Annotated in this window: 27 protein-coding genes and 1 tRNA gene; 17 read left to right on the top strand and 11 right to left on the bottom strand. The window is 74.0% G+C overall.

What is annotated here, in order from left to right:
- Positions 1–14 precede the first annotated feature (14 nt).
- Both IEZ12_RS19550 and IEZ12_RS19545 read left to right on the top strand, forming a co-directional pair.
- Positions 15–671, top strand: a complete 657-nt coding sequence (locus IEZ12_RS19550) for a response regulator (protein ID WP_189273154.1) — start codon at positions 15–17, stop codon at positions 669–671.
- A gap of 125 nt (positions 672–796) precedes the next feature.
- Positions 797–1,999: a serine hydrolase domain-containing protein gene (locus IEZ12_RS19545; RefSeq protein WP_189273153.1), complete on the top strand. Its 1,203-nt coding sequence runs from the start codon at positions 797–799 to the stop codon at positions 1,997–1,999.
- 58 nt (positions 2,000–2,057) lie between these two features.
- Here IEZ12_RS19545 and gap read toward each other — a convergent pair whose 3' ends face one another.
- The 4 genes from gap to IEZ12_RS19525 form a co-directional block, all read right to left on the bottom strand.
- Positions 2,058–3,056 carry a type I glyceraldehyde-3-phosphate dehydrogenase gene (gene gap, locus IEZ12_RS19540; RefSeq protein ID WP_043915181.1) on the bottom strand — a complete coding sequence of 333 codons (999 nt, stop codon included), beginning with the start codon at positions 3,054–3,056 and terminating at the stop codon, positions 2,058–2,060.
- Between the two features lie 177 nt (positions 3,057–3,233).
- Positions 3,234–4,190, bottom strand: a complete 957-nt coding sequence (locus IEZ12_RS19535; RefSeq protein ID WP_189273152.1) for a GlxA family transcriptional regulator — start codon at positions 4,188–4,190, stop codon at positions 3,234–3,236.
- A gap of 59 nt (positions 4,191–4,249) precedes the next feature.
- Positions 4,250–4,921 (bottom strand): NAD(P)-dependent oxidoreductase, encoded by a 672-nt coding sequence (locus IEZ12_RS19530; protein WP_189273151.1) that lies wholly within the window; start codon positions 4,919–4,921, stop codon positions 4,250–4,252.
- A gap of 173 nt (positions 4,922–5,094) precedes the next feature.
- Positions 5,095–5,664 (bottom strand): DinB family protein, encoded by a 570-nt coding sequence (locus IEZ12_RS19525; RefSeq protein WP_229847697.1) that lies wholly within the window; start codon positions 5,662–5,664, stop codon positions 5,095–5,097.
- 139 nt (positions 5,665–5,803) lie between these two features.
- Between IEZ12_RS19525 and IEZ12_RS19520 the strand changes: the two genes are divergently transcribed.
- Together IEZ12_RS19520 and IEZ12_RS19515 are read left to right on the top strand one after the other, a co-directional pair.
- Positions 5,804–6,796: a helix-turn-helix transcriptional regulator gene (locus IEZ12_RS19520; protein ID WP_189273147.1), complete on the top strand. Its 993-nt coding sequence runs from the start codon at positions 5,804–5,806 to the stop codon at positions 6,794–6,796.
- Positions 6,793–7,173, top strand: coding sequence for a MerR family transcriptional regulator (locus IEZ12_RS19515; protein WP_189273146.1), 381 nt, complete (start codon positions 6,793–6,795; stop codon positions 7,171–7,173). The genes IEZ12_RS19520 and IEZ12_RS19515 overlap by 4 nt, the downstream gene beginning before the upstream one ends.
- Before the next feature lie 18 nt (positions 7,174–7,191).
- Here IEZ12_RS19515 and IEZ12_RS19510 read toward each other — a convergent pair whose 3' ends face one another.
- Entirely contained in the window at positions 7,192–7,713 is a 522-nt protein-coding gene (locus IEZ12_RS19510; RefSeq protein ID WP_043915188.1) for a DinB family protein, read from the bottom strand.
- 4 nt (positions 7,714–7,717) lie between these two features.
- A complete protein-coding gene (locus IEZ12_RS19505) occupies positions 7,718–8,518 on the bottom strand; it encodes a VOC family protein (protein ID WP_189273145.1) in 801 nt (266 codons plus the stop codon).
- A 332-nt stretch (positions 8,519–8,850) separates the two neighbouring features.
- Here IEZ12_RS19505 and IEZ12_RS19500 point away from each other — a divergent pair, with 332 nt between their 5' ends.
- Together IEZ12_RS19500 and IEZ12_RS19495 are read left to right on the top strand one after the other, a co-directional pair.
- The gene (locus tag IEZ12_RS19500; protein WP_189273144.1) at positions 8,851–9,960 is read left to right on the top strand and encodes a TolB family protein; all 1,110 of its coding nucleotides are present in this window, start codon (positions 8,851–8,853) and stop codon (positions 9,958–9,960) included.
- Positions 9,961–10,140: 180 nt separating this feature from the next.
- Entirely contained in the window at positions 10,141–11,139 is a 999-nt protein-coding gene (locus IEZ12_RS19495; protein ID WP_189273143.1) for a TolB family protein, read from the top strand.
- Here the strand turns inward: IEZ12_RS19495 and IEZ12_RS19490 are convergent.
- Both IEZ12_RS19490 and IEZ12_RS19485 read right to left on the bottom strand, forming a co-directional pair.
- Positions 11,127–11,726, bottom strand: coding sequence for a hypothetical protein (locus IEZ12_RS19490; protein WP_189273142.1), 600 nt, complete (start codon positions 11,724–11,726; stop codon positions 11,127–11,129). The genes IEZ12_RS19495 and IEZ12_RS19490 overlap by 13 nt on opposite strands.
- A gap of 26 nt (positions 11,727–11,752) precedes the next feature.
- Positions 11,753–12,262: a SixA phosphatase family protein gene (locus IEZ12_RS19485; RefSeq protein WP_189273141.1), complete on the bottom strand. Its 510-nt coding sequence runs from the start codon at positions 12,260–12,262 to the stop codon at positions 11,753–11,755.
- Between the two features lie 96 nt (positions 12,263–12,358).
- On the opposite strand from IEZ12_RS19485, the gene IEZ12_RS19480 reads away from it, so the two are divergent.
- Positions 12,359–12,943 (top strand): HhH-GPD-type base excision DNA repair protein, encoded by a 585-nt coding sequence (locus tag IEZ12_RS19480; RefSeq protein WP_189273140.1) that lies wholly within the window; start codon positions 12,359–12,361, stop codon positions 12,941–12,943.
- A gap of 54 nt (positions 12,944–12,997) precedes the next feature.
- Entirely contained in the window at positions 12,998–13,492 is a 495-nt protein-coding gene (locus IEZ12_RS19475; RefSeq protein WP_189273139.1) for an FBP domain-containing protein, read from the top strand.
- 10 nt (positions 13,493–13,502) lie between these two features.
- Here the strand turns inward: IEZ12_RS19475 and IEZ12_RS19470 are convergent, their stop codons facing one another.
- Entirely contained in the window at positions 13,503–14,021 is a 519-nt protein-coding gene (locus tag IEZ12_RS19470) for a YbhB/YbcL family Raf kinase inhibitor-like protein (RefSeq protein ID WP_189273138.1), read from the bottom strand.
- A 50-nt stretch (positions 14,022–14,071) separates the two neighbouring features.
- Complete coding sequence (locus tag IEZ12_RS19465; protein ID WP_189273137.1) at positions 14,072–14,908, bottom strand: alpha/beta hydrolase; 837 nt, start codon at positions 14,906–14,908, stop codon at positions 14,072–14,074.
- A 94-nt stretch (positions 14,909–15,002) separates the two neighbouring features.
- Between IEZ12_RS19465 and IEZ12_RS19460 the strand changes: the two genes are divergently transcribed.
- The 3 genes from IEZ12_RS19460 to IEZ12_RS19450 all read left to right on the top strand — a co-directional run bounded on the left by IEZ12_RS19460 (position 15,003) and on the right by IEZ12_RS19450 (position 17,405).
- Positions 15,003–16,166, top strand: coding sequence for a hypothetical protein (locus IEZ12_RS19460; protein ID WP_189273136.1), 1,164 nt, complete (start codon positions 15,003–15,005; stop codon positions 16,164–16,166).
- A gap of 68 nt (positions 16,167–16,234) precedes the next feature.
- Positions 16,235–16,531, top strand: a complete 297-nt coding sequence (locus IEZ12_RS19455) for a type II toxin-antitoxin system VapB family antitoxin (RefSeq protein WP_014136828.1) — start codon at positions 16,235–16,237, stop codon at positions 16,529–16,531.
- A 205-nt stretch (positions 16,532–16,736) separates the two neighbouring features.
- Positions 16,737–17,405 (top strand): LytR C-terminal domain-containing protein, encoded by a 669-nt coding sequence (locus IEZ12_RS19450; RefSeq protein WP_189273135.1) that lies wholly within the window; start codon positions 16,737–16,739, stop codon positions 17,403–17,405.
- Between the two features lie 79 nt (positions 17,406–17,484).
- Here IEZ12_RS19450 and upp read toward each other — a convergent pair whose 3' ends face one another.
- Complete coding sequence (gene upp / locus IEZ12_RS19445) at positions 17,485–18,120, bottom strand: uracil phosphoribosyltransferase (RefSeq protein ID WP_043915202.1); 636 nt, start codon at positions 18,118–18,120, stop codon at positions 17,485–17,487.
- A 159-nt stretch (positions 18,121–18,279) separates the two neighbouring features.
- Here upp and IEZ12_RS19440 point away from each other — a divergent pair, with 159 nt between their 5' ends.
- The 6 genes from IEZ12_RS19440 to IEZ12_RS40105 form a co-directional block, all read left to right on the top strand.
- Positions 18,280–18,540 carry a hypothetical protein gene (locus IEZ12_RS19440; RefSeq protein WP_100589183.1) on the top strand — a complete coding sequence of 87 codons (261 nt, stop codon included), beginning with the start codon at positions 18,280–18,282 and terminating at the stop codon, positions 18,538–18,540.
- 286 nt (positions 18,541–18,826) lie between these two features.
- The gene (locus tag IEZ12_RS19435; protein WP_189273134.1) at positions 18,827–19,393 is read left to right on the top strand and encodes a tRNA adenosine deaminase-associated protein; all 567 of its coding nucleotides are present in this window, start codon (positions 18,827–18,829) and stop codon (positions 19,391–19,393) included.
- A gap of 29 nt (positions 19,394–19,422) precedes the next feature.
- Positions 19,423–19,962: a tRNA adenosine(34) deaminase TadA gene (gene tadA / locus IEZ12_RS19430; RefSeq protein ID WP_043915204.1), complete on the top strand. Its 540-nt coding sequence runs from the start codon at positions 19,423–19,425 to the stop codon at positions 19,960–19,962.
- A gap of 53 nt (positions 19,963–20,015) precedes the next feature.
- Positions 20,016–20,102, top strand: a tRNA-Ser gene (locus tag IEZ12_RS19425).
- A 109-nt stretch (positions 20,103–20,211) separates the two neighbouring features.
- Positions 20,212–20,634: a hypothetical protein gene (locus IEZ12_RS19420; protein ID WP_152645234.1), complete on the top strand. Its 423-nt coding sequence runs from the start codon at positions 20,212–20,214 to the stop codon at positions 20,632–20,634.
- Positions 20,631–23,880: HEAT repeat domain-containing protein (locus tag IEZ12_RS40105; protein ID WP_189273133.1), on the top strand; the 3,250-nt coding region annotated here is incomplete at its 3' end. The genes IEZ12_RS19420 and IEZ12_RS40105, both read left to right, overlap by 4 nt.

The raw sequence follows: 23,880 nt of genomic DNA, 5'->3' as shown, positions 1-23,880 counted from the left end.
GCGGGCGGCGCCCGGTGACCATTCGCGTGCTGCTCGCCGACGACCAGGCGATGATCCGCGGCGGGCTGCGGCTGATCCTGGAGGACCAGGAGGACATCACCGTGGTCGGCGAGGCCGCCGACGGGCCCGCGGCGGTCGAACTCGCCCGGCGGCTGCGCCCCGACGTCTGCCTGGTCGACATCCGGATGCCCGGCCTGGACGGCATCGACGTCACCCGGGCCCTGGCCGGCCCCGGTGTCCCCGACCCGCTGCGGGTGGTCGTCGTCACCACCTTCGACCTCGACGAGTACGTGCACGGCGCGCTCCGGGCCGGCGCGGTCGGCTTCGTCCTCAAGGGCGCCGCGCCCGCCCTGCTGATCGAGGCGGTCCGCGCCGCGCACGCCGGCGACGCGCTGATCTCGCCGTCCCTCACCCTCCGGCTGCTGCGCGGCCTCGCCCCCGCCCCCGCCCCGGCGGCCGCTCCGCCCGACCGCCCGCTCTCCGCCCGGGAGACCGAGGTGGTCCGCGCCATCGCCCGGGGCCGCACCAACCAGGAGATCGCCGCCGACCTGTTCATCACGCTCAGCACCGTGAAGAGCCACCTGACGGCCGTTCAGCAGAAGCTCGGCGCCCGCAACCGGGTCGAGATCGCCGCCTGGGCCTGGCAGCACCGGCTGGTGGACCGCCCCTGACCCGCTCCGGGGCCCGAGCTCGGGGGCGGCTCAGGGTCCGTCCCGGATGCCTCGCGCGGCACCCGGACGACAGACTTCCGTACGTCAACAGGCACGGCAGCGACAAGGGTTGAGGAGTACGGGGGATGCGCGTGAAGACCATGGGACGCGGGCTGGCGGGGACGGCCGCGATCGGCGCACTGGTGGTGGCGCTCACCGCCGGGACGGCCGCGGCCGCGCCCGCCGCCGGTGCGACGCCGCCGAACGCGGCCGCGCTGCGCGCCTCCATCACGGGCCTGCCGACCGATCAGCTCACCAGCGCCGTCGTGCTGGTGGACGGCGACGGCGGCCGCTGGTCGGGCACCTCGGGGGTCGGCGACCCGGCCACCGGGCGGCCGGTGAAGGCCGACGGGGAGTTCCGGATCGGCAGCATCTCCAAGGTGTTCACCGCCACCGTGCTCCTCCAGCTGGCCGCCGAGCACCGCGTCGACCTGGACGGCACCGTCCAGCAGTACCTGCCCGGCACCCTGCCGAAGGGCTACCCGGACGTCACCGTGCGGCAGTTGCTCAACCACACCAGCGGCCTGCCGACCGGCCAGGGGCAGTTCCCCGACGACGGCACCCCGGAGTGGTTCGCCGCCCACGCGAGCGACAGCTTCACCCCGCAGGAGGTGGTCAGGCGGATCATGGCCAACCCGAAGCAGTTCGACCCGGGCACCGCCCAGCAGTACAACGGCGTCAACTACTACCTGGCGGGCCTGGTGATCGAGCAGGTCACCGGCCGCACCTTCGCCCAGGAGCTGGGCGCCCGGATCGTGCGCCCGCTCGGCCTGCACCACACCTCGGCGCCCGCCGCCGACGACACCGCACTGCCGAACCCGAGCGCGCACGCCGTCCTCACCGTCACCCGCCCGGACGGCAGCACCGGCCTGGCGGACGTCACCCGGCAGAGCCCCTGGCCGTGGGCCGAGGGCGGCATGATCTCCACCGCGCCCGACCTGGACCGCTTCATGTCCGCGCTGCTGCACGGCAAGCTGCTGCCGCCCGCCCAGCAGGCCGAGCTGTTCGCCGTGCCCGATGTCCCGAACGTCCAGAACAACCACTGCGACATCGGCCCCACCGCCGGCCGGGCCTGTTTCAGCACCGGCCTGATGCGCTTCTCCCCCGCCCCCGGCGTCGAGTTCTGGGGCAAGACCGGCAGCCGCCCCGGGTACACCAGCGCCGTCTTCGCCACCCGCGACGGCTCGCGCGAGCTGGTCTACTCCTTCACCCCGACCTCCCGCGCGGGCGCCCCGTTCGCCGCCCAGTACCGGGTCGCCGCCGCCGCGTTCGACCTGCCGGCCCTCTGACACCGGCACGCGGAGGGGCCCGCACCGCGCGTCGCGGTGCGGGCCCCTCGCCGTGGCGTCAGCTCGCGGCGAGCAGCTCCAGGCTGTCGATGACCCGGTGCGAGAAGCCCCACTCGTTGTCGTACCAGGCGACCACCTTGACGTGGCGGCCGTCGACCCGGGTGAGCTCCGAGTCGAAGATCGACGACGCCGGGTTGCCGACGATGTCGGAGGAGACCAGCGGGTCCTCGGAGTACTCCAGCACGCCCGCGAGCTTGCCGCCGGCGGCCTCGCGGTAGGCGGCGAGCACCTCCTCGCGGGTGACGTCGCGGGAGACGGTGGTGTTCAGCTCGACGATCGAGCCGACCGGGATGGGCACCCGGATCGAGTCGCCGGACAGCTTGCCGTCCAGCTGCGGCAGCACCAGGCCGATCGCCTTCGCGGCGCCGGTGGTGGTCGGCACGATGTTGACGCCGGCGGCGCGGGCCCGGCGCGGGTCGCGGTGCGGGCCGTCCTGGAGGTTCTGCTCCTGGGTGTAGGCGTGCACGGTGGTCATGAACCCGTGCTCGATGCCGGCCAGTTCGTCGAGGACGGCGGCCAGCGGGGCCAGCGCGTTGGTGGTGCAGGACGCGTTGGAGACGATGGTGTGCGCGGCCGGGTCGTACGCCTCGGTGTTGACGCCGTAGGCCAGGGTGACGTCGGCGCCGTCGGACGGCGCCGACACCAGGACCTTCTTCGCACCCGCGGCCAGGTGGGCCCGGGCGGCCTCGGCGGAGGTGAACCGGCCGGTGGCCTCCAGCACGATGTCCACGCCGAGGTCGGCCCACGGCAGGTCGGCGGGGTTGCGCTCGGCGAGCACCTTGATCCGGCGGCCGTCCACCACCAGGACGTCGCCCTCGACCGTCACCGGGCGGCCGAGCCGGCCCGAGGTGGTGTCGTAGGCCAGCAGCCGGCCGAGCGCGGTCGGCTCGGTCAGGTCGTTGACGGCGACGACCTCCAGCTTGCTGTCGCGTTCCAGCAGGGCGCGCAGCACGTTGCGTCCGATACGGCCGAATCCGTTGATGGCGATGCGGGTCATGGAAGGCGCCCCTTCTGTGCGCTGGGTGAACTCCTCCACTTTCGCTCGCCGGACCGGCCGACGGCAGTGGCGTCCGTGCCATGGTTCGCAAGGATCGCGCCAATGCCCGAGGGCAACGGGAAAACGCTTTCCCATCCGGTCCGGAAAACGCTTTCCCGTCCGCCCGGGAGAGCGCTCTCACTCCCCCTTGGCGAAGGTCCGCCGGTACTCGCTCGGCGTGGTCCCGAGGATCTGCTGGAAGTGCGTGCGCAGGTTGGCGCCGGTGCCGAGGCCGGTGGCGGCGGCGATCTGCTCGACGCCCTGCTCGGAGCGTTCCAGCAGCTCGCGGGCCAGGTCGACGCGGGCCCGCAGCACCCACTGCATCGGCGTGTATCCGGTGTCCTCGACGAACCGCCGGGAGAAGGTGCGCGGCGAGACCGCCGCGTGCCGGGCCAGCGTCCGCACGGTGAGCGGCTCGTCCAGCCGGTGCAGCGCCCACTCGCGGGTGGCGGCGAACCGTTCGCCGATCGGCTCGGGCACGCTGCGCGGCACGTACTGCGCCTGGCCGCCGCTGCGGTACGGCGCGGCCACCAGCCGCCGCGCGGTGTGGTTGGACGCGGCCACCCCGAGGTCGCGGCGCAGCATGTGCAGGCACAGGTCGATGCCGGACGCCGCGCCCGCCGAGGTGAGCACGCTGCCCTCGTCCACGAACAGCACGTTCTCGTCGACCCGCACCCGCGGGTACTTCACGGCCAGCGCCCGGGTGTAGTGCCAGTGCGTGGTGGCCCGGCGGCCGTCCAGCAGGCCGGTGGCGGCCAGCGCGAACGCCCCGGTGGAGATCGCCGCCAGCCGGGCCCCGCGGGCGTGCGCCGCGCACAGCGCCTCGACCACGGCGGCCGGCGGGTCGTCCCGGTCGGGGTGGCGGTAGCCGGGCACGAACACCGACTCCGCCCACTCCAGCGCCTCCAGCCCGTGCGCCACGTGGTACGACAGCCCGTCCCCGCCCGCCACCAGCCCGGGCGCCGCCCCGCACACCCGCACCTCGTAGGGCATGCTCGCGCGGGTCGAGAACACCTGCGCCGGGATCCCGACGTCGAGCGGTTTCGCACCGTCCAGGACCAGCACGGCCACCCGGCGCAGACGAGGAGCAGACATCCCTTCACCCTAGGCGGCCGTCGGCATCGCCGACCGCAGCGGTGGTCCCCGACGTCCGCTCAGTCGGCGATGCCGAGGACCTGTCGGATCGTCCCGGGGTCGTCGAGGCTGCGCAGCATGCAGTGCGCGACGTCGGCCCGGGAGACGCTGCCGCCGCCGCGCACGTTCCGTCCGTGGGCGGTCCGGTAGTCGCGGGTGAGGGCCTTGTCGGTGAGCCGGGGCGGGCGGACCACCGTCCAGTCCAGATCGCCGGCGCGCACCGCGTCCTCCATCCGGGCCAGGTCGGCGTAGTGGGCGCGCAGCACTCGTTTCACCAGCGGTGTCAGCAGGTACCGCAGCACCGGGCCCTCGCCGGGGTCGTGGCGCGGCGGGTGCGGCCGGTCGGGGGACGGCACGGTGCCGACCGGCGCGGCGCTGACCACCACCAGCCGCCGGACGCCGGTCTGCCGCATCGCGCCGATGACGGCGCGGGTGCCGTGCTCGGCCACTCCGATCCCGGCCTTGCCGACCGCGCCCAGCCCGGACAGCACCGCGTCCGCGCCCTCCACCGCCGCCCGCAGTTCGGCCGGCCCGGCGGTCGCCAGGTCGGCCTGCACCACCCGCGCCCAGGGCTGTTCGCCCAGTTTGGCGGGGTTGCGCACCACCGCGGTGACGTCGTGCCCGCGCTCCAGCGCCTGGTCGAGCAGGTGCCGGCCGATGCCGCCGGTGGCGGCCAGTACGGTCAGTTTCATCGCGCCTCTCATTCTCTTCTCCACGACCTCGAAGGCATCCTCATAAGGATTCTGACGTTCCGTCAGTTCGAATCGCTCCGAGGCGGAAGCCCGAGGCGCTCCCGGCGCGAACGCCGAGGGCCCGCCCGGCCGACCGATCGTCGACCGCGCGGGCCCCGGGTGGAGTTCGGTGCTCAGCCCATGCTCTTCGCCCCGTCGATGGCCTCCCGGATGATGTCGGCGTGCCCGGCGTGGTGGGTGGTCTCGGCGATGATGCCCAGCACGGCGCGGCGGACCGACCGGATCTCGGGGTTGAGGTCCCAGGGGGCCGGGGGCATCTGGTAGCTGGTGTTCAGGTCGGCGTCGGTGAGGCCTGCCACCAGCTGGTCGGTGGCGGCGGCCACGGCCTCGTACGCGGCCAGCACACCTGCGAGCGTCTCACCGGGGAGCAGGCGGAACTCCTCGTTGCGGCGCTGGTAGTCGGCCTCGGTGAAGTTCATGAAGTCCGGCAGCGCGGCCGGGCCGAACTCGACGAACGCCGCCCAGGTTCGCTCCATCTCGGTGACGTGCTTGATCAGGCCGCCGAGGCACAGCTCGCTGACGGTGGTGCGGCGCCCGGCCTGCTCGTCGTCCATGCCCTTGGTGGTCAGCCGCATGAAGAACCGGGCCTGGCGAAGGGCTGACAGCAGATCGGCCCGCTCACCGGTCGGCCGCTCGTCCGTGATGGTGGTGGAGTACTCGCCGACGGGGGTCTCGGTGGTCATCGTCTCGCCTCTCTGGCACGTCAACATCGGTTCCCTGCAAGCGAGTTCCGCACGGTTTCGGGGTGTTCTCCCTCGCTCGTGTTCCACTTTAGGAGCCATTGCGGTCAGTTTCCGGCCGCAATGGGAGGAGGATCTGAGCATGGCCGACACCAGTGCCCGCACCCTGCGGCTGCTCACCCTGCTCCAGTCCCACCGCTACTGGCCCGGCCAGGAGCTCTCCGCCCGGCTCGGCGTCTCCGCCCGCACGCTGCGGCGCGACGTCGACCGGCTGCGCGAGCTCGGCTACCCGGTGGAGGCCCGGCGCGGCGTGGACGGCGGCTACCAGCTCGCCGCGGGCGCCGCGCTGCCGCCGCTGGTGATCGACGACGAGGAGGCGGTGGCGCTGGCCGTCGGGCTGCAGGCGGCGGCCGACGGCGCGGTCGAGGGCCTCGCGGAGGCGTCGGTGCGGGCGCTGGCGAAGGTGGTGCAGGTGATGCCGGCCCGGCTGCGCCGCCGGGTGGAGGCGCTGCGCACCGTCACGGTGCCGGCCGCCTGGCCGGGCCGGGGCGGCGGCGAGGCCCGGATCGACCCGGACGCCCTCACCGCCGTCGCGCTGGCCTGCCGCGACACCGAGCGGCTGCGGTTCCGGTACGGCACCGCGGACGGCCGGGCCGGCGAGCGCCACACCGAGCCGCACCACCTGGTCCGGCTGGGACGGCGCTGGTACCTGGTGGCGTACGACCTCACCCGGCAGGACTGGCGGACGTTCCGGCTGGACCGGCTGGAGGCGCCCGCCCCGACCGGCGCCCACTTCCGGCCGCGCCCGCTGCCGGCCGCCGATGCCGCCGAGTTCGTCCGGGCGGGCCTGACCGGCCAGGCCCGCCAGTACCGGGTCGAGGTGCTGGCCGCCGCCCCCGCGGGGCCGATCCGGCAGCGGATCGGCAGTTGGGCCCAGGTCGAGGAGGCGGCCGAGGGCCGCTGCCGGATCGTGATGAGCACCGAGTCGCTGGACTGGCCCGCGATGGCGATCGGCTCGCTGGACGTCGACTTCCAGGTGGTCTCCCCGCCCGAGCTCACCGAGCTGATGGCCGCCTGGGGCGAACGCTTCACCCGCTGCACCGCGCCCAACGGGCAGGCAGAATCGGCGTCGTGACGACTCAGCAGCTGCTCACCCCGGCCGAGGCCGCCGAACGCTCGGGCTTCAGCCTCGACACCCTGCGCTACTACGAGCGGATCGGCCTGCTCACCGCCATCACCCGCGCCACCAGCGGACACCGCCGCTTCACCCCGGACGACCTGGCCTGGCTGGGCATCCTGCGCTGCCTGCGCGACACCGGCATGCCGATCGCCGACATGCGCCGCTACGCCGAACTCGCCCGGGTCGAGGGCCCGGGCAGCCTCCGCGACCGGATCGCCCTGCTGGAGCGCCACGACGCCGCCGTCGACGAGCAGATCGCCCTGCTGGAGCGCCAACGCACCCACCTGCGCGACAAGATCGCCTACTACCGGGAAGTCCTGGACGGCGGCTGAGGACCGCGCGACGGAGCCTCAGCCCATGGTGCGCTGCCCGTCCAGGGTCTCGCGGAGGATGTCGGCGTGCCCGGCGTGCTGGGTGATCTCCGCGAGGATGTGCAGCAGGACCCGGCGCACGCTCCACACCGCGCCGGGTTCGAACCAGGGCGCGGACGGCAGGGCGTGCTCGCCGTCCAGGTCGAGGGTGGCGACCAGGCCGTCGGTGTGTTCGGCGACCGCCCGGTAGCGCTCCAGCAGGACGTCCAGACTCTCGCCGGGCAGCATCCGGAACTGGTCGGCCCAGGCCCGGGCGTCGGACGGCGCGCCCGCGGAGCGCATCGCCTCCGCGCCGCCGAGCGCGAACCGCGTCCAGCGTTCCTCGATCCCGGCGACGTGCTTGATCAGCCCGCCGAGGGTGAGCTCGCTGACGGTGAGGCGCTGCCGGGCCTGGTCGTCCGTCAGACCGCGCACGGTGTAGCGCAGGAAGCCGCGGTGCCGGTCGAGCGCGGCCAGCAGGTCGGCGCGTTCGCCGGTGAGGTCGGGGAGCGGGGTGACCATCGGCTCAGGCCACCTCCACGGTGGCCGGCGGCTCGCCCTCGGCGGCGGACGGGTCGATCAGCGAGAACGCCGCGCCCTGCGGGTCGACGAAGGACGCGAAGCGCCCGAACGGGGTGGTGATCGGCCCGAACACCAGCCGTCCGCCGGCCTCGGCGACCCGGGCGACCGCGGCGTCGCAGCCGTCGACCACGAAGTACACGCTGATGAACGACGGTACCTGCGTGGGTACTTCGGACGTCATGGCCATCGAGCCGAGCACCGGTGTGTCGCCGATGCTGAAGACCCGGTAGTCGACGTTGGTGTCGGCGACCTTCCGCACCCCGTAGGAGAAGACCTTCGGGAAGAAGGTGTTGGCAGCGGCCGGGTCTCGGGTGAACACCTCCGCCCAGCCGTAGCTGCCGGGCGCGTCGCGCAGCGCGAAGCCGGTGTGCTCGCCGCCCTGCCAGATGCCGAACACCACACCGCCCGGGTCCTTGGCGAGCGCCATCGAGCCGAACGTGCCGACCTTCATCGGCTCCAGCAGCAGGGTGCCGCCGGCCGCCCGGATCCGCTCCGCGGTGGCCTCGACGTCGACCGAGGCCAGGTAGAGCACCCAGGCGGACTGTCCGGGGCCCTGGCCGGGCATCGGCGGCACGATCGCGGCCACCGCCCTGCCGTCCCGGTACGCCTGCGTGTAGTTGCCGTACTCGGTCGAGGATTCGCCGAACGTCCAGCCCAGCACTGAGCCGTAGAAGCTCTTGGCGCCCTCCAGGTCGGTGAACATCGCGTCCGCCCAGACCGGGGTGCCTTCGGGTTGCGCAGCCATGGTGCCTCTCGCTCCGCTGTCGGGGATCGGGGATCCGCGGCCCGCCGAAGGGCCCGGCCGCGGGCAGAACCACCTGCGTTGCCACGCTAACCAGCGAGGTCACGGGTTTCCCGGCGGCGCGCGCGGCCACTACCCGACGGGCCGTCAGAAGCCGGGCGGACCAACGGAGAAACGAGGCTCGAACGCCTGTTACGGGGCGGTGACAGCGCTCGCACGGACCGGGGTCATCCGACTGCGAATCTATTGAACGTCGCCCGAACGGCAGCGCAGCAGAGCGCGGAACGGACCGGGCGGAAACCATCGTCGAGCACTGTTTCCAGGGGGAATCATCCATGTCCGCGCGCGCCCGCCTCCGCCGTTCCGCCGCTGTCGCCTTCGTCTCCGCGATCACTGCCGGCTCCGCTCTGCTGCTGACCGCCTGCGACCCGTCGGCCGATGCCAACGCCGCGAAGTCCGGCAGCGCCGCGCCGAGCGCCGCGACCGGCTCCCCCTCCGCGCCCGCCTCCGCCGCGCCCTCGGCGTCCGCGTCCGCGTCGACCACCGCCTCCCCGTCCGCGCCCACCTCGCCGAGCAGCTCCGTCTCCGCGCCGACCGACCGGCCCTCCGCCACCCCGACGAAGGCCGCGCTGAACCTCACCAAGGGCACCGGGCTGACCATCAGCAACGGCACCCGCTACGTGGTGATGGACGGCAAGGTCGTCGACTTCGGCACCGTGGTCCGCGACCTCGCGTGGTCCCCCGACGGCAAGCACGCCGCGTTCATCGACGGCAACGGCAACCTGGAGACCGCCGACCCGGACGGCAGCCACAAGGTCCTGGTCGCCAAGGCCCCCTCGGGCGTCACCTGGTCGCACCCGACCTGGCAGGTGTTCACGCCCACCGCCGACGAGTCCCTGGGGTACCTCAAGCCCAAGAACAACCTGCTGTTCACCGCGGACGACCACGGCGCGCTGCGTCTGTTCGGCGTCCCCGCGCAGGCGGGCGCCACCCCGCAGCCGCTCAGCCTGGGCACCTTCAGCGACGACAACGTCAAGCCGCTGCCGGAGACCGGCAACCAGTGGCTGAACGCCGGCGGCCGGTTCGGCAGCGCTGCCTACGCCAACAAGAACGACGGCCAGGTGTACCTCCGCGACGACTACCTGCGCCAGCAGGGCGCGGCCGTCTCCAAGGGCTCGCAGCCCGACCTGTCCGACGAGGGCGACCTGGTGTTCGTCCGGTCCGTCGGCGGCCACGACCACCTGTTCACCAAGACCGGCGGCTACAACGGCCCGGAGCGCGACATCACGCCGAAGGCCACCGTCGACTACACCGAGCCGACCTTCTCCCCGGACGGCGCGACCATCGCCTTCCGCGCCCCCGACGGCATCTACACCATGCCCGCCAAGGGCGGCACCCCGAAGAAGGTCAGCGACACCGTGGGCCTGCCCGCGTTCCGCGGCTGACACCCGTCGCGCATTCGCCCCGGTCCACGCAATTGACGCGTCGACATCCCCAACGGCCCCGGGCCGCAAGGATGTTGGCGACTGCTGACAGGATGTGTACGAGACACATGCCATCATGGCGGCGGCCCGGTCACCGACCGGGCCGCCGCACGTAGATCTGTTCCATGGGGGGAATCTTCGATGAGCGAACGCATCCGTCTGCGCCGGTCCGCCGCCGCCCTGCTGGTGGCCGCCGTCACCACCGGCTCGGCCCTGCTGCTGACCGCCTGCGACCCGGAGGGCGACACCGGCACGACTGCCGCCCCCAGCAAGGCCGTCGACAGCCCGGCCGCGGCCGAACCGTCCGGCCCGGCCGGCGGCTCGCCCGCCCCGGCCGGCGGCAAGCTGAACAAGACCGCCGGCACCAAGGTCACCGTCAGCACCGGCACCAACACCGTGCTGATGGACGGCAAGTCCGTCGACTTCGGCACCGTGGTCCGCGATCTGGCCTGGTCCCCGGACGGCAAGCACGCCGCGTTCATCGACGGCGCGGGCAACCTGGAGACCTCCGACCCGGACGGCAGCCACAAGACCGTCATCGCCAAGGCCCCGTCCGGCGAGACCTGGTCCCACCCGACCTGGCAGGTGTACGGCCCGGACGAGCCGCACGGCGCCGGCACCTACCTGCTGTTCACCGCCGACGACAAGAAGGCGCTGAAGCTGCTGTCCGTCGAGGCGAAGGCGGGCGCCAAGCCGGATGCGCTGCACGTCGGCGACTCCGAGGCCGAGAAGCCGCTCCCGGACGTCGGCAACCTGTGGCCGAACTCGGCCGGCAAGGCCGGCGCGACGGTGTACGCCAACAAGAACGACGGCCAGGTGTACTTCCACGACGTGATCAGCCGCACCAACGGCGGTGTGATCACCAAGGGTTCGCAGCCCGCGCTGGCCGACGACGGCACGGTGGTGTTCGTCCGCTCGGTCAGCGGCCACGCCCACATCTTCGCCAAGGCGCACGAGCAGGGCGCCAAGGAGGTCGACCTGACGCCGAGCGCCGCGGTGGACTACACCGAGCCGGTGATCTCGCACGACGGCAAGAACATCGCGTTCCGCGGCCCGGACGGCATCTACACCATGCCCGCCAAGGGCGGTAAGCCCGACCGGATCACCGACACGGTCGGGCTGCCCGCCTACCGCTCCTGAGCCAGGCGGGCCAACTCCTGCTGCAGGTTCGGGAGTTGCTGCTCGGCGAGGTCGTGCGGCAGCCACTCCACCGGGTCGATGAAGCGGAACAGCACCCGGCTCGGAGTGATCGCGAACTCGTAGTCCTCGAAGCCCACCACGGCGCCCAGCTCGCCCCGGGCGGCCCCGCGCACCACGTGCGCGGTCAGGTCGTCCGGGGCGCCCTGCTGATCGGCCGTCACCTGACGGCGGGCGTTCGGGCGGCCCAGGTACGGGCAGACCATCGTCGCGTACAGCATGCACGCCCGGTGGCCGGGGGCCTCCATGGTGGGCGCCATGTTCCGGTACGGCCGGCCGGCCGCCAGCGCCTCGCCGATCGCGGCCGCTTCCTCCCCGCCGACCACCCGCCACACCGGGCCGCGCGGCATCAGCGTGTTGCACACCGAGCACAGCCGCTCCCGCGCGCAGGCGGCGGACCGCTCGTAGTCGGTCAGCCCGAATTGCGGGTGGCCGCCCTCCCACGGGGTGATCGCGGGCACCGGGTAGCCGCGCTCGTCACGCGGGCGGACGGCCACGGCGGGCGGCTTGGGCACGGAGTCGAAGCGCATGCCCCATGCCTATCACGCCTGACGACTCACCCGCGCGGCACCGCATACTCGGTCAACTCGGCGCTTCCCGGGACGAGTTGAATCCACTCGCCGGGCACGTCGAGGACCGCGATCCCGGCCGTGGCGAACTTCTCCCGCAGCCGCTCCAGCGGCTCGCTCTCCCGCTCCCCCGCCAGCGCCAGTACCAGCTCCTGCACCTCGGGCCGGTGCCCGACCAGCATCGCGGTGCGCACCATCGGCGGCAACGCCCGCACCAGGCCGATCAGTTCGTCCACCTCGCCCTTGTAGGCGCGGGGCTCCAGGACGAGTTCGGGTGCGCCGCCGAGCGCCGGCTCGGCCAGCTCCCAGGTCTGCCGGGTGCGCACCGCCGTCGAGCACAGCACCCGGTCCGGCACCAGCCCGTGCGCGGCCAGCCAGCGCCCGGCCGCCGCCGCGTCGGCCCGGCCGCGCTCGGCCAGCGGGCGCAGCTCGTCCGGCACGTCCGGCCAGTCCGCCTTGGCGTGCCGCAGCACGATCAACCGCCGCTGTTGGGTCATCCCCCCAGTGTGGCCCGCTCCGCCGGTGGTGTGTTGCGGGACGCGCCGCCGGGGACCGGCTGCCAGGATGGGAGTCCCGACCCCCTGGAGCACGTCATGGCCCCCGCCGTCCACCTCGCCCAGCAGGACGACGCCGACGCGCTGCTCGGCCGCAGCCCGCTGGCCGCGCTCACCGGCATGCTGCTGGACCAGCAGGTGCCGATGGAGAAGGCGTTCAGCGGCCCGTGGGTGATCGCGCAGCGGATGGGCGCGGACGACCTGGACGCGCACGCCGTCGCCGCCGCCGACCCGGAGGCGTTCGCCGCGCTGTTCGCCGAGAAGCCGGCCGTGCACCGCTACCCGGGTTCGATGGCCAACCGGGTCCAGCAGCTCTGCGCCTACCTGGTCGAGCACTACGACGGCGACGCGGAGGCGGTCTGGCGCGACGCCCCCACCGGCGAGGACCTGCTGGCCCGGCTGAAGGCGCTGCCCGGTTTCGGCGCGCAGAAGGCGCAGATCTTCCTGGCGCTGCTCGGCAAGCAGTACGGCGTCCGCCCGCCCGGCTGGCGCGAGGCGGCGGGCGCGTACGGCGAGGAGGGCTGCCACCGCTCGGTCGCCGACATCACCGGTCCGGAGTCGCTGCTGAAGGTCCGCGCCACCAAGCAGGAGGCCAAGCGTGCCGCGAAGGCCGCCAAGGGCTGATACCGCCGGAAAACCGGACGACACGCCCGGGGCGGCTCCGCTAGCGTCCCGTCCATGCGTGCCTTGACCGAGCCCGAGATCCGCGCCGCCTTCGTCAACTGCTCGAAGGGCGAGGCCAAGCGCCTGCCCGTCCCGCGCGAGCTGGCCGAACAGCGCTGGGACGACCTGGACTTCCTCGGCTGGCGCGACCTCGGTGCGCCCGACCGGGCGTACCTGGTCGCCGAGCTCGACGGAGACCTGGTCGGGGTGACGCTCCGGTCGCCGAACGTCCGACGCAGCCTGACCAGGACGAACGTCTGCTCGGCGTGCATCACCGCCCACCAGGGCAGCGGCGTGTCGCTGCTGACCGCGCCCCGGGCGGGCGTCCGCGGCCGCGAGGGCAACTCGGTGGGCACCTACCTCTGCGCCGACCTGGCCTGTTCGCTGTACGTGCGCGGTATCCGCCGCCCGGCGACGGTCAGCCGTCCGAACGAGTCGCTCCCGTTGGAGGACCAGATCGCCCGGACGGTCGCCAACCTGGAGGCGTTCCTCCGCCAGGTGCTGGCCTGACGCTCCGCCGTCAGGCGGACTTGTACTCCACGGTGAGCAGGGCGCGGCCCAGCGCGTGCGCGGTCAGCGCGAAGCCGACCTGCGCGGCGGGGGTGTCGCGCTGCACGCCGAGGTTCGCCACGTCCAGGGCGTGCACCACGAACACGTAGCGGTGGGCCGGCCCGGGCGGCGGGGCCGCGCCGTCGTACCGGTGGCCGGGGAAGTCGTTGCGGACGTGGAACGCCCCGCCGGGCAGCCCGCTGTCCTCCGACCCGGCGCCGCGCGGCAGTTCGGTGGTGTCGGCGGGCAGGTCGACGGCCAGCCAGTGCCACCAGCCGGCGCCGGTCGGCGCGTCCGGGTCGTAGCAGGTCACCGCGAACGACCGGGTGCCGGCCGGGAAGCCCTCCCAGGACAGCTGCGGCGACCGGTTCCCCGCGCCGTACACGTGCGCGTCCGGCATGGTGGCCCCGTCCACCAGGTCCGCGCTGTGCAGCTCGAACCTCGGCACCGGCGGCAGGAAGTCGTACGGGAGCGGGATGCGGCCGGTCATCGGTGTCCTCTCGCAGGTGTTCGCTGGTACGCCGGGCAGTCTACGGAGCGTCACGCGCGAGCCGGCGCGTCGACGGCCGAGCCGAGCACCGTGTCGGTCCGGCCGAGGTCGAAGACCAGGTCGAAGTGGTTGCGGCCGCCGATCAGCAGTTCCCGCACCGGCACGCCGGCGTCCCGGGCGGCGTGCGCGAACTCGGCCTGCTGGCGGGCGAACTCGCCGGTCTCGTACTCGCCGAGCGCCACCACCAGCGGCGGCAGCGCCGTGAGGTCGGCGAACAGCGGGCTGAGCCGGCGGGCCCGCTCGACGTCCAGGCCGAGCGGCTCGTTGACGTAGCTGAGGGCGATCGGCTCCAGGTCGTAGACGCCGCTGAGCAGCGCCGCCCCGGAGATCCGTCCGCGCAGGCGCCCGTCGAGCAGCGCGGTGGCGGCCAGGTGCGCGCCGGCCGAGCTGCCGCTGAGCACGATCCGCTCCGGGTCGACGTCCAGTTCGGCGGCGTGCTCGACCAGCCACACCACCGCCTCGGTGACCTGTGCGGCGATCTGCTCCACCGTCCAGGCGGGCGCCAGCCCGTAGCCGACGGCGGCGTACGCGGTGCCGCGGGCGACGAAGTCCAGCGCGGGGAAGACCGAGTCCTCCTTGCCGAGCTCCTGCCAGTAGCCGCCGTGCACGAAGACGTGCAGCGGCGCGCCGGGCACCGCCGGGAAGAAGTCGATCAGTTCCGGCCCGTCCGCCCCGTACCGCAGCTCGCGATGCCCGGGCAGCTCCCGCAGGGCGCGGCCGCTCTCCCGGGCGTACGCGGCGAGTTCCGCGCCGAAGTCCGACACCCGGCTGCTGGGCGAGTACTCCCGATCGAGTTCCCGCTGGTCGAAGCCCCGGTAGACCGCCACCCTGCCGCTCCCCTCACCCAACCAGGTATAGACCAATACGGGAGGCCGCGGCTAGCGTGGTCACTCCCCGTACTTCCTTCTCCGGAGTTGCCCCGTGGAGACGTCCGTCCTCGCCTTCGCCACCGACCTGCTCGACGAAGGGGCCGACACGTTCTTCGGCAACCTTACCGACCGGGCCGGCGTCGGCGGCGTCACGCTCGCCTCCGTCTACCACGAGGCCCGCGACGTCTTCCCGCACAACCCGCACCGCGTGCTGCGCTACCTCGAACCCGGCGCCGCCTACTTCCGCCCCGACCCCGCCCGCTGGGCCGGCCGGCGCCTCGCCCCGCTGCCCTCCACCGCGATCGGCGCCCGCGACCCGTTCGCCGAGGCCGCCGAGGAGACCCGCCGACGCGGCCTCAAACTGCACGCCTGGACGGTCTTCTGCCACAACGACCGGCTCGGCTTCGCGCACCCCGACTGCGCCCCCGCCAACGCCTTCGGCGACCGCCACCTCACCGAGCTCTGCCCCGCCAACCCCGAGGTCCGCGCGTACTGCCACACCCTGGTCGAGGAGCTCGCCCGCTACGGCGTGGACGCGATCCGCGCCGAGTCCCTGCACTTCCACGGCCTGGCCCACGGCTACCACCACGAGCGCTACTTCGAGCAGCTCGGCCCCGTCACCGAGGCCCTGCTGTCGATCTGCTTCTGCCCGCACTGCCTGGCCGCCGCCACCGCCGCGGGCGTCCCCGCCGAGCGCGTCCGCGACACCGTCCGCGCCGAACTGCGCGCCCGGCTCGCCGACGAGGCCCGCGCCCTCACGCCCGTCCCGCTGGACGAGCTGGCCGGCGGCGCCCTCGCCGCCTACGTCGACGCCAGTGCCCGCACCGTCACCACGCTGGCCGCCGAACTCGCCGCCACCGCCTCCGCCCACGGCATGCGCCTGACCTTCATGGACGGCGGCGGCCCCGGCACCGGCTGGCTCTCCGGCATCGACCTGCCCGCGCTGGCCGGCGCCGCCCACCAGATCGAGACCCTCGGCTACGCCAGGACCCCCGAGGCCGTCCGCGAGAAGGTCGCCGCCTTCGCCCTGCACGGCGTCCGCCCGCAGGACATGGCCGTCATCCTCCGCCCGATGTCCTCCGACTGCGACGGCCCCGCCAACCTGGCCGCCAAGATCTCCACCCTGCGCGAGCTCGGCGTCCCCGAGGTCGAGTTCTACAACTACGGCCTGATGCGGCTCTCCTCGCTCGACCGGATCGGCGCCGCACTGCGCTGAGGCGGAAAGTCGGTCGGCGTTGGTCCCGCTTGCTGCGCCCGCCATGTCCCAAACGGTAGGCTTTCCGTGTGATCTTCAAGCGCATCGGTAACGGGCGGCCGTACCCGGATCACGGCCGGACCAGCACTCGCCAGTGGGCGGACGTCGCGCCGCGTCCGGTGCGGCTCGACCAGTTGGTGACCACCAAGGGCCAGTTGGACCTGGAAACCCTCCTCGCGGAGGACTCCACCTTCTACGGGGACCTGTTCGCCCACGTGGTGAAGTGGCGCGGCGACCTGTACCTGGAGGACGGGCTGCACCGAGCCGTTCGAGCGGCCCTCCAGCAGCGTCAGGTCCTGCACGCCCGCGTGCTGGAGATGGACTGACGGACCGCCGCCCGCTGTCGGCTGCAACCGATGGTCGGTGTCGGTACGTCCTTTCGAGTGCCGTCGTCCCCCGGATGATGATCATCCAGTACCTGCGCCGCTGTTGTCGGATTAATCTGGCGACTACCGCGGCGCACGCGGCCTTCTTCCACGGCCGCACCGCGGTCACCGGCACCCCACCCTGGCACCTATGGGGAGACAGACCATGAGCATGTTGACTCCCCGGGGGTTGAAGGGGAAGCAGTACCGGGTCACCGGCAACAGTTACCCCCGTCTCGGACGTCCCCCGCGTCGCGGCCGAAAGGTCGTCATGGCCGTCGGCGGCGTCCTCGCCCTCGGCCTGGTCTCGGTCGGCGGAATCCAGCTGTACGACGTGTTCACCGGAAAGAACAAGCACGGCGCCGCGCAGGCCTGCGCCTCGCCGGGCGCGACCGGCAAGCCGCTGGCCGCCCCCGAGGGCTCCCCGTCCGCCGCGCCCGGCGCCGTCCCCGGCAACACGGCCGTACCGCAGCCCGCCACCGTCACGGTGAACGTCTACAACGCCACCGACAAGGCCGGCCTGGCGGCGCGGACCGCCGACGAGCTGAAGAAGCGCGGCTTCCAGGTGGGCCAGGTCGGCAACGCGCCGTCCGCGCTGGACCGGAAGGTCCCCGGCACCGCGCAGGTGCTGAGCGGCCCGGGCGGACTCGGCGCCGCCACCCTGCTGGTCTCCCAGGTCGCCTCCGCCACCAGCACCGAGGACGCCCGCACCGACGCCACCGTGGACCTGGTCATCGGCGACGCCTTCACCGCGCTGGCCGACCCGAACCAGGCCGCGGCCGCGCTGGCCGAGCTCACCAAGCCCTCGCCCAGCCCGGAATCCGGCCACTGCTGACCGGCCCGCAGAACGCGGAGATCCGGCCGGGAGCGACGTGTTCGCTCCCGGCCGGATCTCCGCGTTCCGACGTGTTCGGTCAGCCGGCGGTGCCGTACAGGCGGTCGCCCGCGTCGCCCAGGCCCGGGACGATGTAGCCGTTCTCGTTCAGGCGCTCGTCCACGGCGGCGGTCACCACGGTGACGGGCTGGCCGGCCAGCTCGCGCTCCATCACGGCGACGCCCTCGGGCGCGGCGAGCAGCACCACGGCGGTGACGTCGGTGGCGCCGCGGTCGAGCAGCATCCGGATCGCCGCGACCAGGGTGCCGCCGGTGGCCAGCATCGGGTCGAGGACGTAGACCTGCCGCCCGGAGAGGTCGTCCGGCATCCGGGTCGCGTACGTGGAGGCCTCCAGGGTCTCCTCGTTGCGGACCATCCCGAGGAAGCCGACCTCGGCGGTGGGCAGCAGCCGGGTCATGCCGTCGAGCATGCCGAGGCCGGCCCGCAGGATCGGCACCACCAGCGGACGCGGGTAGGACAGCCGGGTGCCCTGGGTGACGGCGACCGGAGTGGTGATCTCGACCGCATCGGTGCGGACGTCCCGGGTCGCCTCGTACGCGAGCAGGGTCACCAGCTCGTCGGTGAGCCGCCGGAAGGTCGGCGAGTCCGTGCGCTCGTCGCGCAGGGTGGACAGCTTGTGGGCGACCAGCGGGTGGTCGACGACGTGGAGACGCATGACAACGACGATAACGGCCGTCGGCACATGTGTACGACTTCGCACGGTTCGCCCGGACCCGCCGCGACCTGCTGCGACCGGCCGGGAATCCCTCCGGAATCACCGATTCCCGGCCGTCGCTGTGGTATCGGCGGGTGACATCTGGGAAAGTCGGAGGCTATGAAGAGCAACCCGACGCGGGCATGGACCGCCGGCGCGGGCGGGTCCGGCTCGACAGACGAGTCCCGTCCGGAGCCCGCGGCCGCCGAGGAGACCGAGGCAGAGACCGCCGAGGAGACCGACGCGGAGCGGCGCAGGCGCCGGGCCGTGTTCCTCCGTGAACTGGCCGAGGCCCGCGAGCTGCGCGCCCGGGTGCAGCCCAGACGCACCAAGGAGCGCCGGATGCGCGAGGCGATGCGGATGCGAACCTTCCGGATCTGAGCCGTCCGGGGGCCGCGCCCCGCAGCACGGTCGCGCCCCGTGAGCTCCTGTCCGCCCCCCGCCCGCGGGCGTTCGAGGGGCATGATCCACGCCCGGACCGGCCGGAGACCGGCCATTCCGACACGACCTGCGAAGACGCGCTGCCGAACACCCCCCGCAGCGGCGGCCTTTCTGTCACGATGCGGTGGGACGGTCCGACCAGCGGACCGCCCTCTGGCGCGGGGGCGGCCGGACCGCACCCGCCCGAGATCGCCGACAGCCGAGACCAATCTTGGGAGTGTCCCTGGTGGCGTACTTCGCTGCAGTGCTTGCTCGCACCGGTGCCGGGTGGGATGTGAGCGAGACCGAACTCGACGACGTAGAGACCCTGGCCGACCTGACCGACCTGGCCCGCGAAACGGCCGAGGACGACGACACGGTGCTGGTCTTCATCGAGCAGGAGGACGCCTGGTTCGCCGTCCTGCGGATCGACGGTGAGGACGACCCGCGGATCTTCGTCTCGGACGCGGCCGCCGCGGCGCGCAGTTCGTACGGCTCGGTCCTCACCGACGAGCTGATCGAACAGGACGGGGAGGCCGACTTCGACGACCTGGACGGCCTGGTGGCCGGCCTCGACGAGGACGACGACGCCGCCGCGGGCGACGAGGCCGACGACGCGGACGAGGACGACGAGCCGGCCGGTCGGAACGCCACCCCGGTCGGGCCGATCGGCGACTCCGAGCTGCTGAGCGAGTTCGGCCTCGGCCAGGCCGCGCTGCTGGAGCTGGCGGGCGAGGGCGCGGCCCCGGGCGACGCGCTCGGCGAGATCGCCGAGGCGCTCGGCTGCGGCGAGGTCCTGGAGGCCGTTCGATAGCGGCGGGCCCGGTGTCCGACACTGGGTCCATGCAGTCCGTCCCCTCCCCCTCCAGCACCCTCGGCGAACGGCCGCGGATCGCGCCGCTGCCCGCCCCCGAACGGCCCGATCCGGTCCGCGACCGGTGGCGGGAGCCGATGCGCCGCGCCATCGACGAGGCCGCGCTGGCCACCGCGACCGGCGACGTGCCGGTCGGGGCGTTCGTGCTCGGCCCGGACGGGTCGGTGCTGGGCCGCGGCCACAACGTCCGCGAGGCGGTCGGCGACCCGACTGGGCACGCCGAGGTGGTGGCGATCCGTCAGGCGGCGAACGCCGTCGGCGAGTGGCGCCTCAGCGGCTGCACCCTGGTGGTGACCCTGGAGCCGTGCACCATGTGCGCGGGCGCGATCGTGCTGTCCCGGCTGGACCGGGTGGTCTACGGCGCCCTCGACCCGAAGGCCGGCGCGGCCGGCTCGCTGTTCGACGTGCTGCGCGACAACCGGCTCAACCACCGCCCCGAGGTGATCCCGGGCGTGCTCGCCGACGAGTGCACCGCCCAGCTGCGGGCATTCTTCGACACCCACCGCTGAACCGCGCCGATACGGATTTCGTCCGCCCGCACCCATCCGGTAGAGTTCCCCTCGGTAGCGTGTCCGAGCGGCCAAAGGAGCACGCCTCGAAAGCGTGTGTGGGGGCAACTCCACCGTGGGTTCGAATCCCACCGCTACCGCCTGCGAAGAGCCCCGACCTGACGGTCGGGGCTCTTCTGTGTTCCCCGCGTCCCGCAGTGGCGGCCCACTTCCGGTTGGCGGGGCCGCAGTTGAGGGGATGATGCCCGCATGGGGAGTTCGCGGTGGCGCTGGTTGGTGTGGGTCGGGGCCGGGATCTCGGTGGTGGGGCTGGCGGTCTTCCTCTGGGGGGAGGGGCTGGACCGGGCGAATCAGTGGGCGGGCGTGCTGGGCCTGTTCGTCGGGCTGGCGGGCCTGGTGCTGTCCGTCACCGGCGGCGTGCGCGGCCGCGGCGGCGGCCAGTCCGCGGACGGCGCGGCGGCCGGCGGCTCGGTGCGGCTGGTGCGGAACGTGAAGGGCGACGTGGTGATCGGCGGCGGCGCCGCGCCCGGCCCCGTCCCGGAGGCCTCGGCGGCGCCCGTCACCGACGCGGCGGGTGACGGCCAGTCGGCGCGCGGGACCCGCGCGGGCGGGGACGTGAACCTGGTGGACGGGGTGGAGGGTTCGGTCCGGTTCGGCGAGCAGCAGCCGTGAGCGGGTTCTGGCGCCGGCTGTTCGGCGCGGAGGGCGCCGCGGCCGGCGGCCAGTCCGCGGAGCATGCCACCGCGGGCGGCGACCTGACGATGATCCAGCACGCGCAGAGCGTGCAGATCACGGTGGGCGCCGCGCCGCCGCCCCCGGGCGACCTGGACGAGGCGCGCCGCCGGCACGCGGTGCGGCTGCGCGAGCGCTACCACCGGCTGGACCTGGAGGTGCTGACCCCGCTGTCGGAGCAGGACGAGCACCCGGCGGTGCACCTGCGCGAGGTGTTCGTGCCGCAGCTGGTGCGGGCCGACCCGCCGCCGGTGGAGCTGCCCCGGGAACTGCTGAAACGGCTCACCGAGACCGGCGAGCTGAACCCGGACCGGCTGCCGCCGGGCGTGGAGCGGGAGACGGTGCGGCGGGTCCGGGAGGCCTACCGGCGCCGCCCGGCGGTGCCGGTGCTGCCGCTGCTGGCCGGGCCGGACGGCCACCGGGCGGTGCTGCTGGGCGACCCGGGGTCGGGGAAGTCCACGCTGGCCCGGTTCCTCGGCCTGACGCTGACCGAGCCCCTGGTGCACCCGGGCGCGGCCGTCCCGGACCAGGTGGCGGCGCTGGCGGGCCGGCTGCCGCTGATCGTGGAGCTGCGCCGGTACGCGGACCCGGAGTGGCGGGAGCGGACCTTCGAGGACTTCCTGGCCCATCTGCACGGCACCGAGGGCCTGGGCCTGTCGGCGGGCCTGCTGGAGCGTCAGCTGACCGAGCATCCGGCGGCCACCCTGGTGGTGTTCGACGGCCTGGACGAGCTGTTCGACCCGCAGGTCCGGGAGACCGCGAGCCGCCGGATCGCCGCGTTCGCGGCCCGCTACCCGCAGGTGCGGGTGCTGGTGACGTCCCGGGTGATCGGCTACCGGCGGGAGCCGCTGGACGCCGCCGGGTTCGGGCACTACATGCTGCAGGACCTGGACGACCGGCAGATCGACACCTTCGCGGCCCGCTGGTACGCCACCGCCTGCCCGGGCGACCCGGTGGAGGCGCAGCGGCTGCACCGGCGGGTGACGGCCGCGGTGGCGTCCTCGGCGCCGGTGCGGGAGCTGGCGGGCAATCCGCTGATCCTGACCATCCTGGCGATCATCGGCCGCCGCCGGGAGCTGCCCCGGGACCGCCGCACCGTGTACGAGCACGCGGTGGCGGTGCTGGTCGAGCACTGGGACCCGAGCAAGTACCTGCAGGACCGGCGGGTGGACGGCGGGATGCCGTACCTGGCGTCCGACGACCGCCTGGAGCTGCTGCGGCTGGTGGCGCGGCGGATGCAGGAGGGCGGCGACGGGATCGCCGGGAACCACATTCCGGGGCGGGTGCTGCTGGCGTCCTTCGAGGGCTACCTGCGGGAGCGCTACGAGCTGCCGGCCGACCGGGCGGCGCCGGTGGCGCGGGCGATGCTGCAGCAGTTCCGGGAGCGGAACTTCATCCTGAGCCGGTTCGGCGGCGAGGTGTACGGCTTCGTGCACCGGGCGTTCCTGGAGTACCTGGCGGCGTCCGACATCGCGTACCGGTTCAACCGGGAGCGCTCGCTGACCGAGGACCAGCTGCTGGAGGGCGTGTTCGCGGCCCGCTGGCGGGACCCGGCGTGGCGGGAGGTGCTGCTGCTGCTGGCGGGCGAGCTGGACGAGCGGTTCGTCGGCGAGGCGGTGTCGCGGCTGCTGGCGGCGGCGCCGGCCCTGCCGGGGGCGGGCGACCCGGTGCCGGAGTGGCTGGTGCTGGCGGTGCGCTGCCTGGGCGAGGTGCGCAAGCTCGGGCTGGTGACGGCGCAGAGCGAGGCCGTGGTGGACGCCCTGGTGGCGCTGTTCGAGGCGTACGCGGCGGAGGGTTCGACGGTGCTCCCCGGCGACATCGTGGAGGCGCTGGACGGGCTGCGGCCGGTGCTGACCGGGCTGGGGCCGCACTGGGTGGGGCGGGAGCGGTTCCTGCGCTGGTACCTGGTGTACGGGCACCACGCGCAGCGGGAGTCGCCGCTGCTGGCGGTGGGGGCGGTGACGGCCCGGCTGGCGTGCGCGCTGCTGCTGAACGATCCGCGCGGCCCGGCGGTGCTGCGGGCCTGGGCGGAGCACGGCTGGTCGCCGGCGCAGCGGGCGGCGGCGTTCGCGGCGCTCGCGGAGGGCTGGGCGGGCGATCGGCAGGTGGGGGCGTTCGTGCGCCGCCGGATCGAGGAGGATCCGGACCCGCTGACCCAGGAGGCGGCGGTGGCGGCGCTCGCCGACGGCTGGGCGGGCGAGGAGGCGAGCGGGGCGTTCCTGCGGGCCCGGGTGGCGGGCGCGCGGGGCGAGAACCGGTTGAACGAGATGCTGGCGCTGGGCAAGGGCTGGGCGTGCGACGGCCCGGCGCAGCAGTTGCTGCGGGAGATCGCGGCCGCCGATCCGCAGCCGGAGCTGCGCGGGCTGGCGGTGTTCGCGCTGACCGTGAACGAGCGGGTGGGCGGCGGCGCGCCGGCCGAGTTCCTGCGCGAGCGGGTGCGCACCGACCGGGATCCGGGGGTGCGCGGGCTGGCGCTGCAGGCGATCTGTCTGCGGCCGGCCGAGGATCCGCGCAACGCGTCGTTCCTGCGGCTGCTGGCGGGGACGGACAAGGATCCGCGGGTGCGGATGGCGGCGCTGGCCGGGCTGGCCCGGGGTTGGGCGGGCGATCCGGAGGTGGCGGAGTTCCTGCGGCTGCGGGTCGCCGAGGACCCGGATCCGATGGTGCGCCGGCGGACCCTCGCGGTGCTGGCGCACCGTTGGGCGGGCGACCGGCAGGTGGCCGAGCAGCTGCGCGGTTTCGTCGCCGGGAACGGGCAGCCGGAGGTGCGGGCGTTCGCGTTGACGCTGCTCGGGCAGGGCTGGGCGGGCGACCCGGAGGTGGCGGAGTTCCTGTTCGAGCGGGCCCGGGCGGCCGACGGGCACGGCCGGGCGCAGGCGACCGGCGAGCTGGCGGCGCACTTCGCGGACGCCCCTGAGCTGGACGCGTTCGTCCGGCACGAGGCCGTGCACTCGCCGGATCCGCTGGTGCGGGGCGCGGTGCTGACCGCGCTGGCGGACCGCCGCTCGCCGAGCGGGCAGGCCCGGGCGCTGTTCCTGGAGCGGGCGGTGGCCGACCCCGATCCGCGGACCAGGGACCTGGCGCTGGCGGCGGTGGTGCGCTGCTACGACGGCGAGGAGCGGGCCGGGATGCTGCTGCTGGCGCGGGCCGCGCACCTGTGGGACGCGGCGGTGCGGCTGTCGGTGC

It is taken from the genome of Kitasatospora griseola, from assembly GCF_014648555.1.
In the GTDB taxonomy this organism is placed as follows: Bacteria; Actinomycetota; Actinomycetes; order Streptomycetales; family Streptomycetaceae; genus Kitasatospora; species Kitasatospora griseola.
Note: the sequence above shows the minus strand (reverse complement) of the source record. Positions and strands in the feature narration are given on the sequence as shown.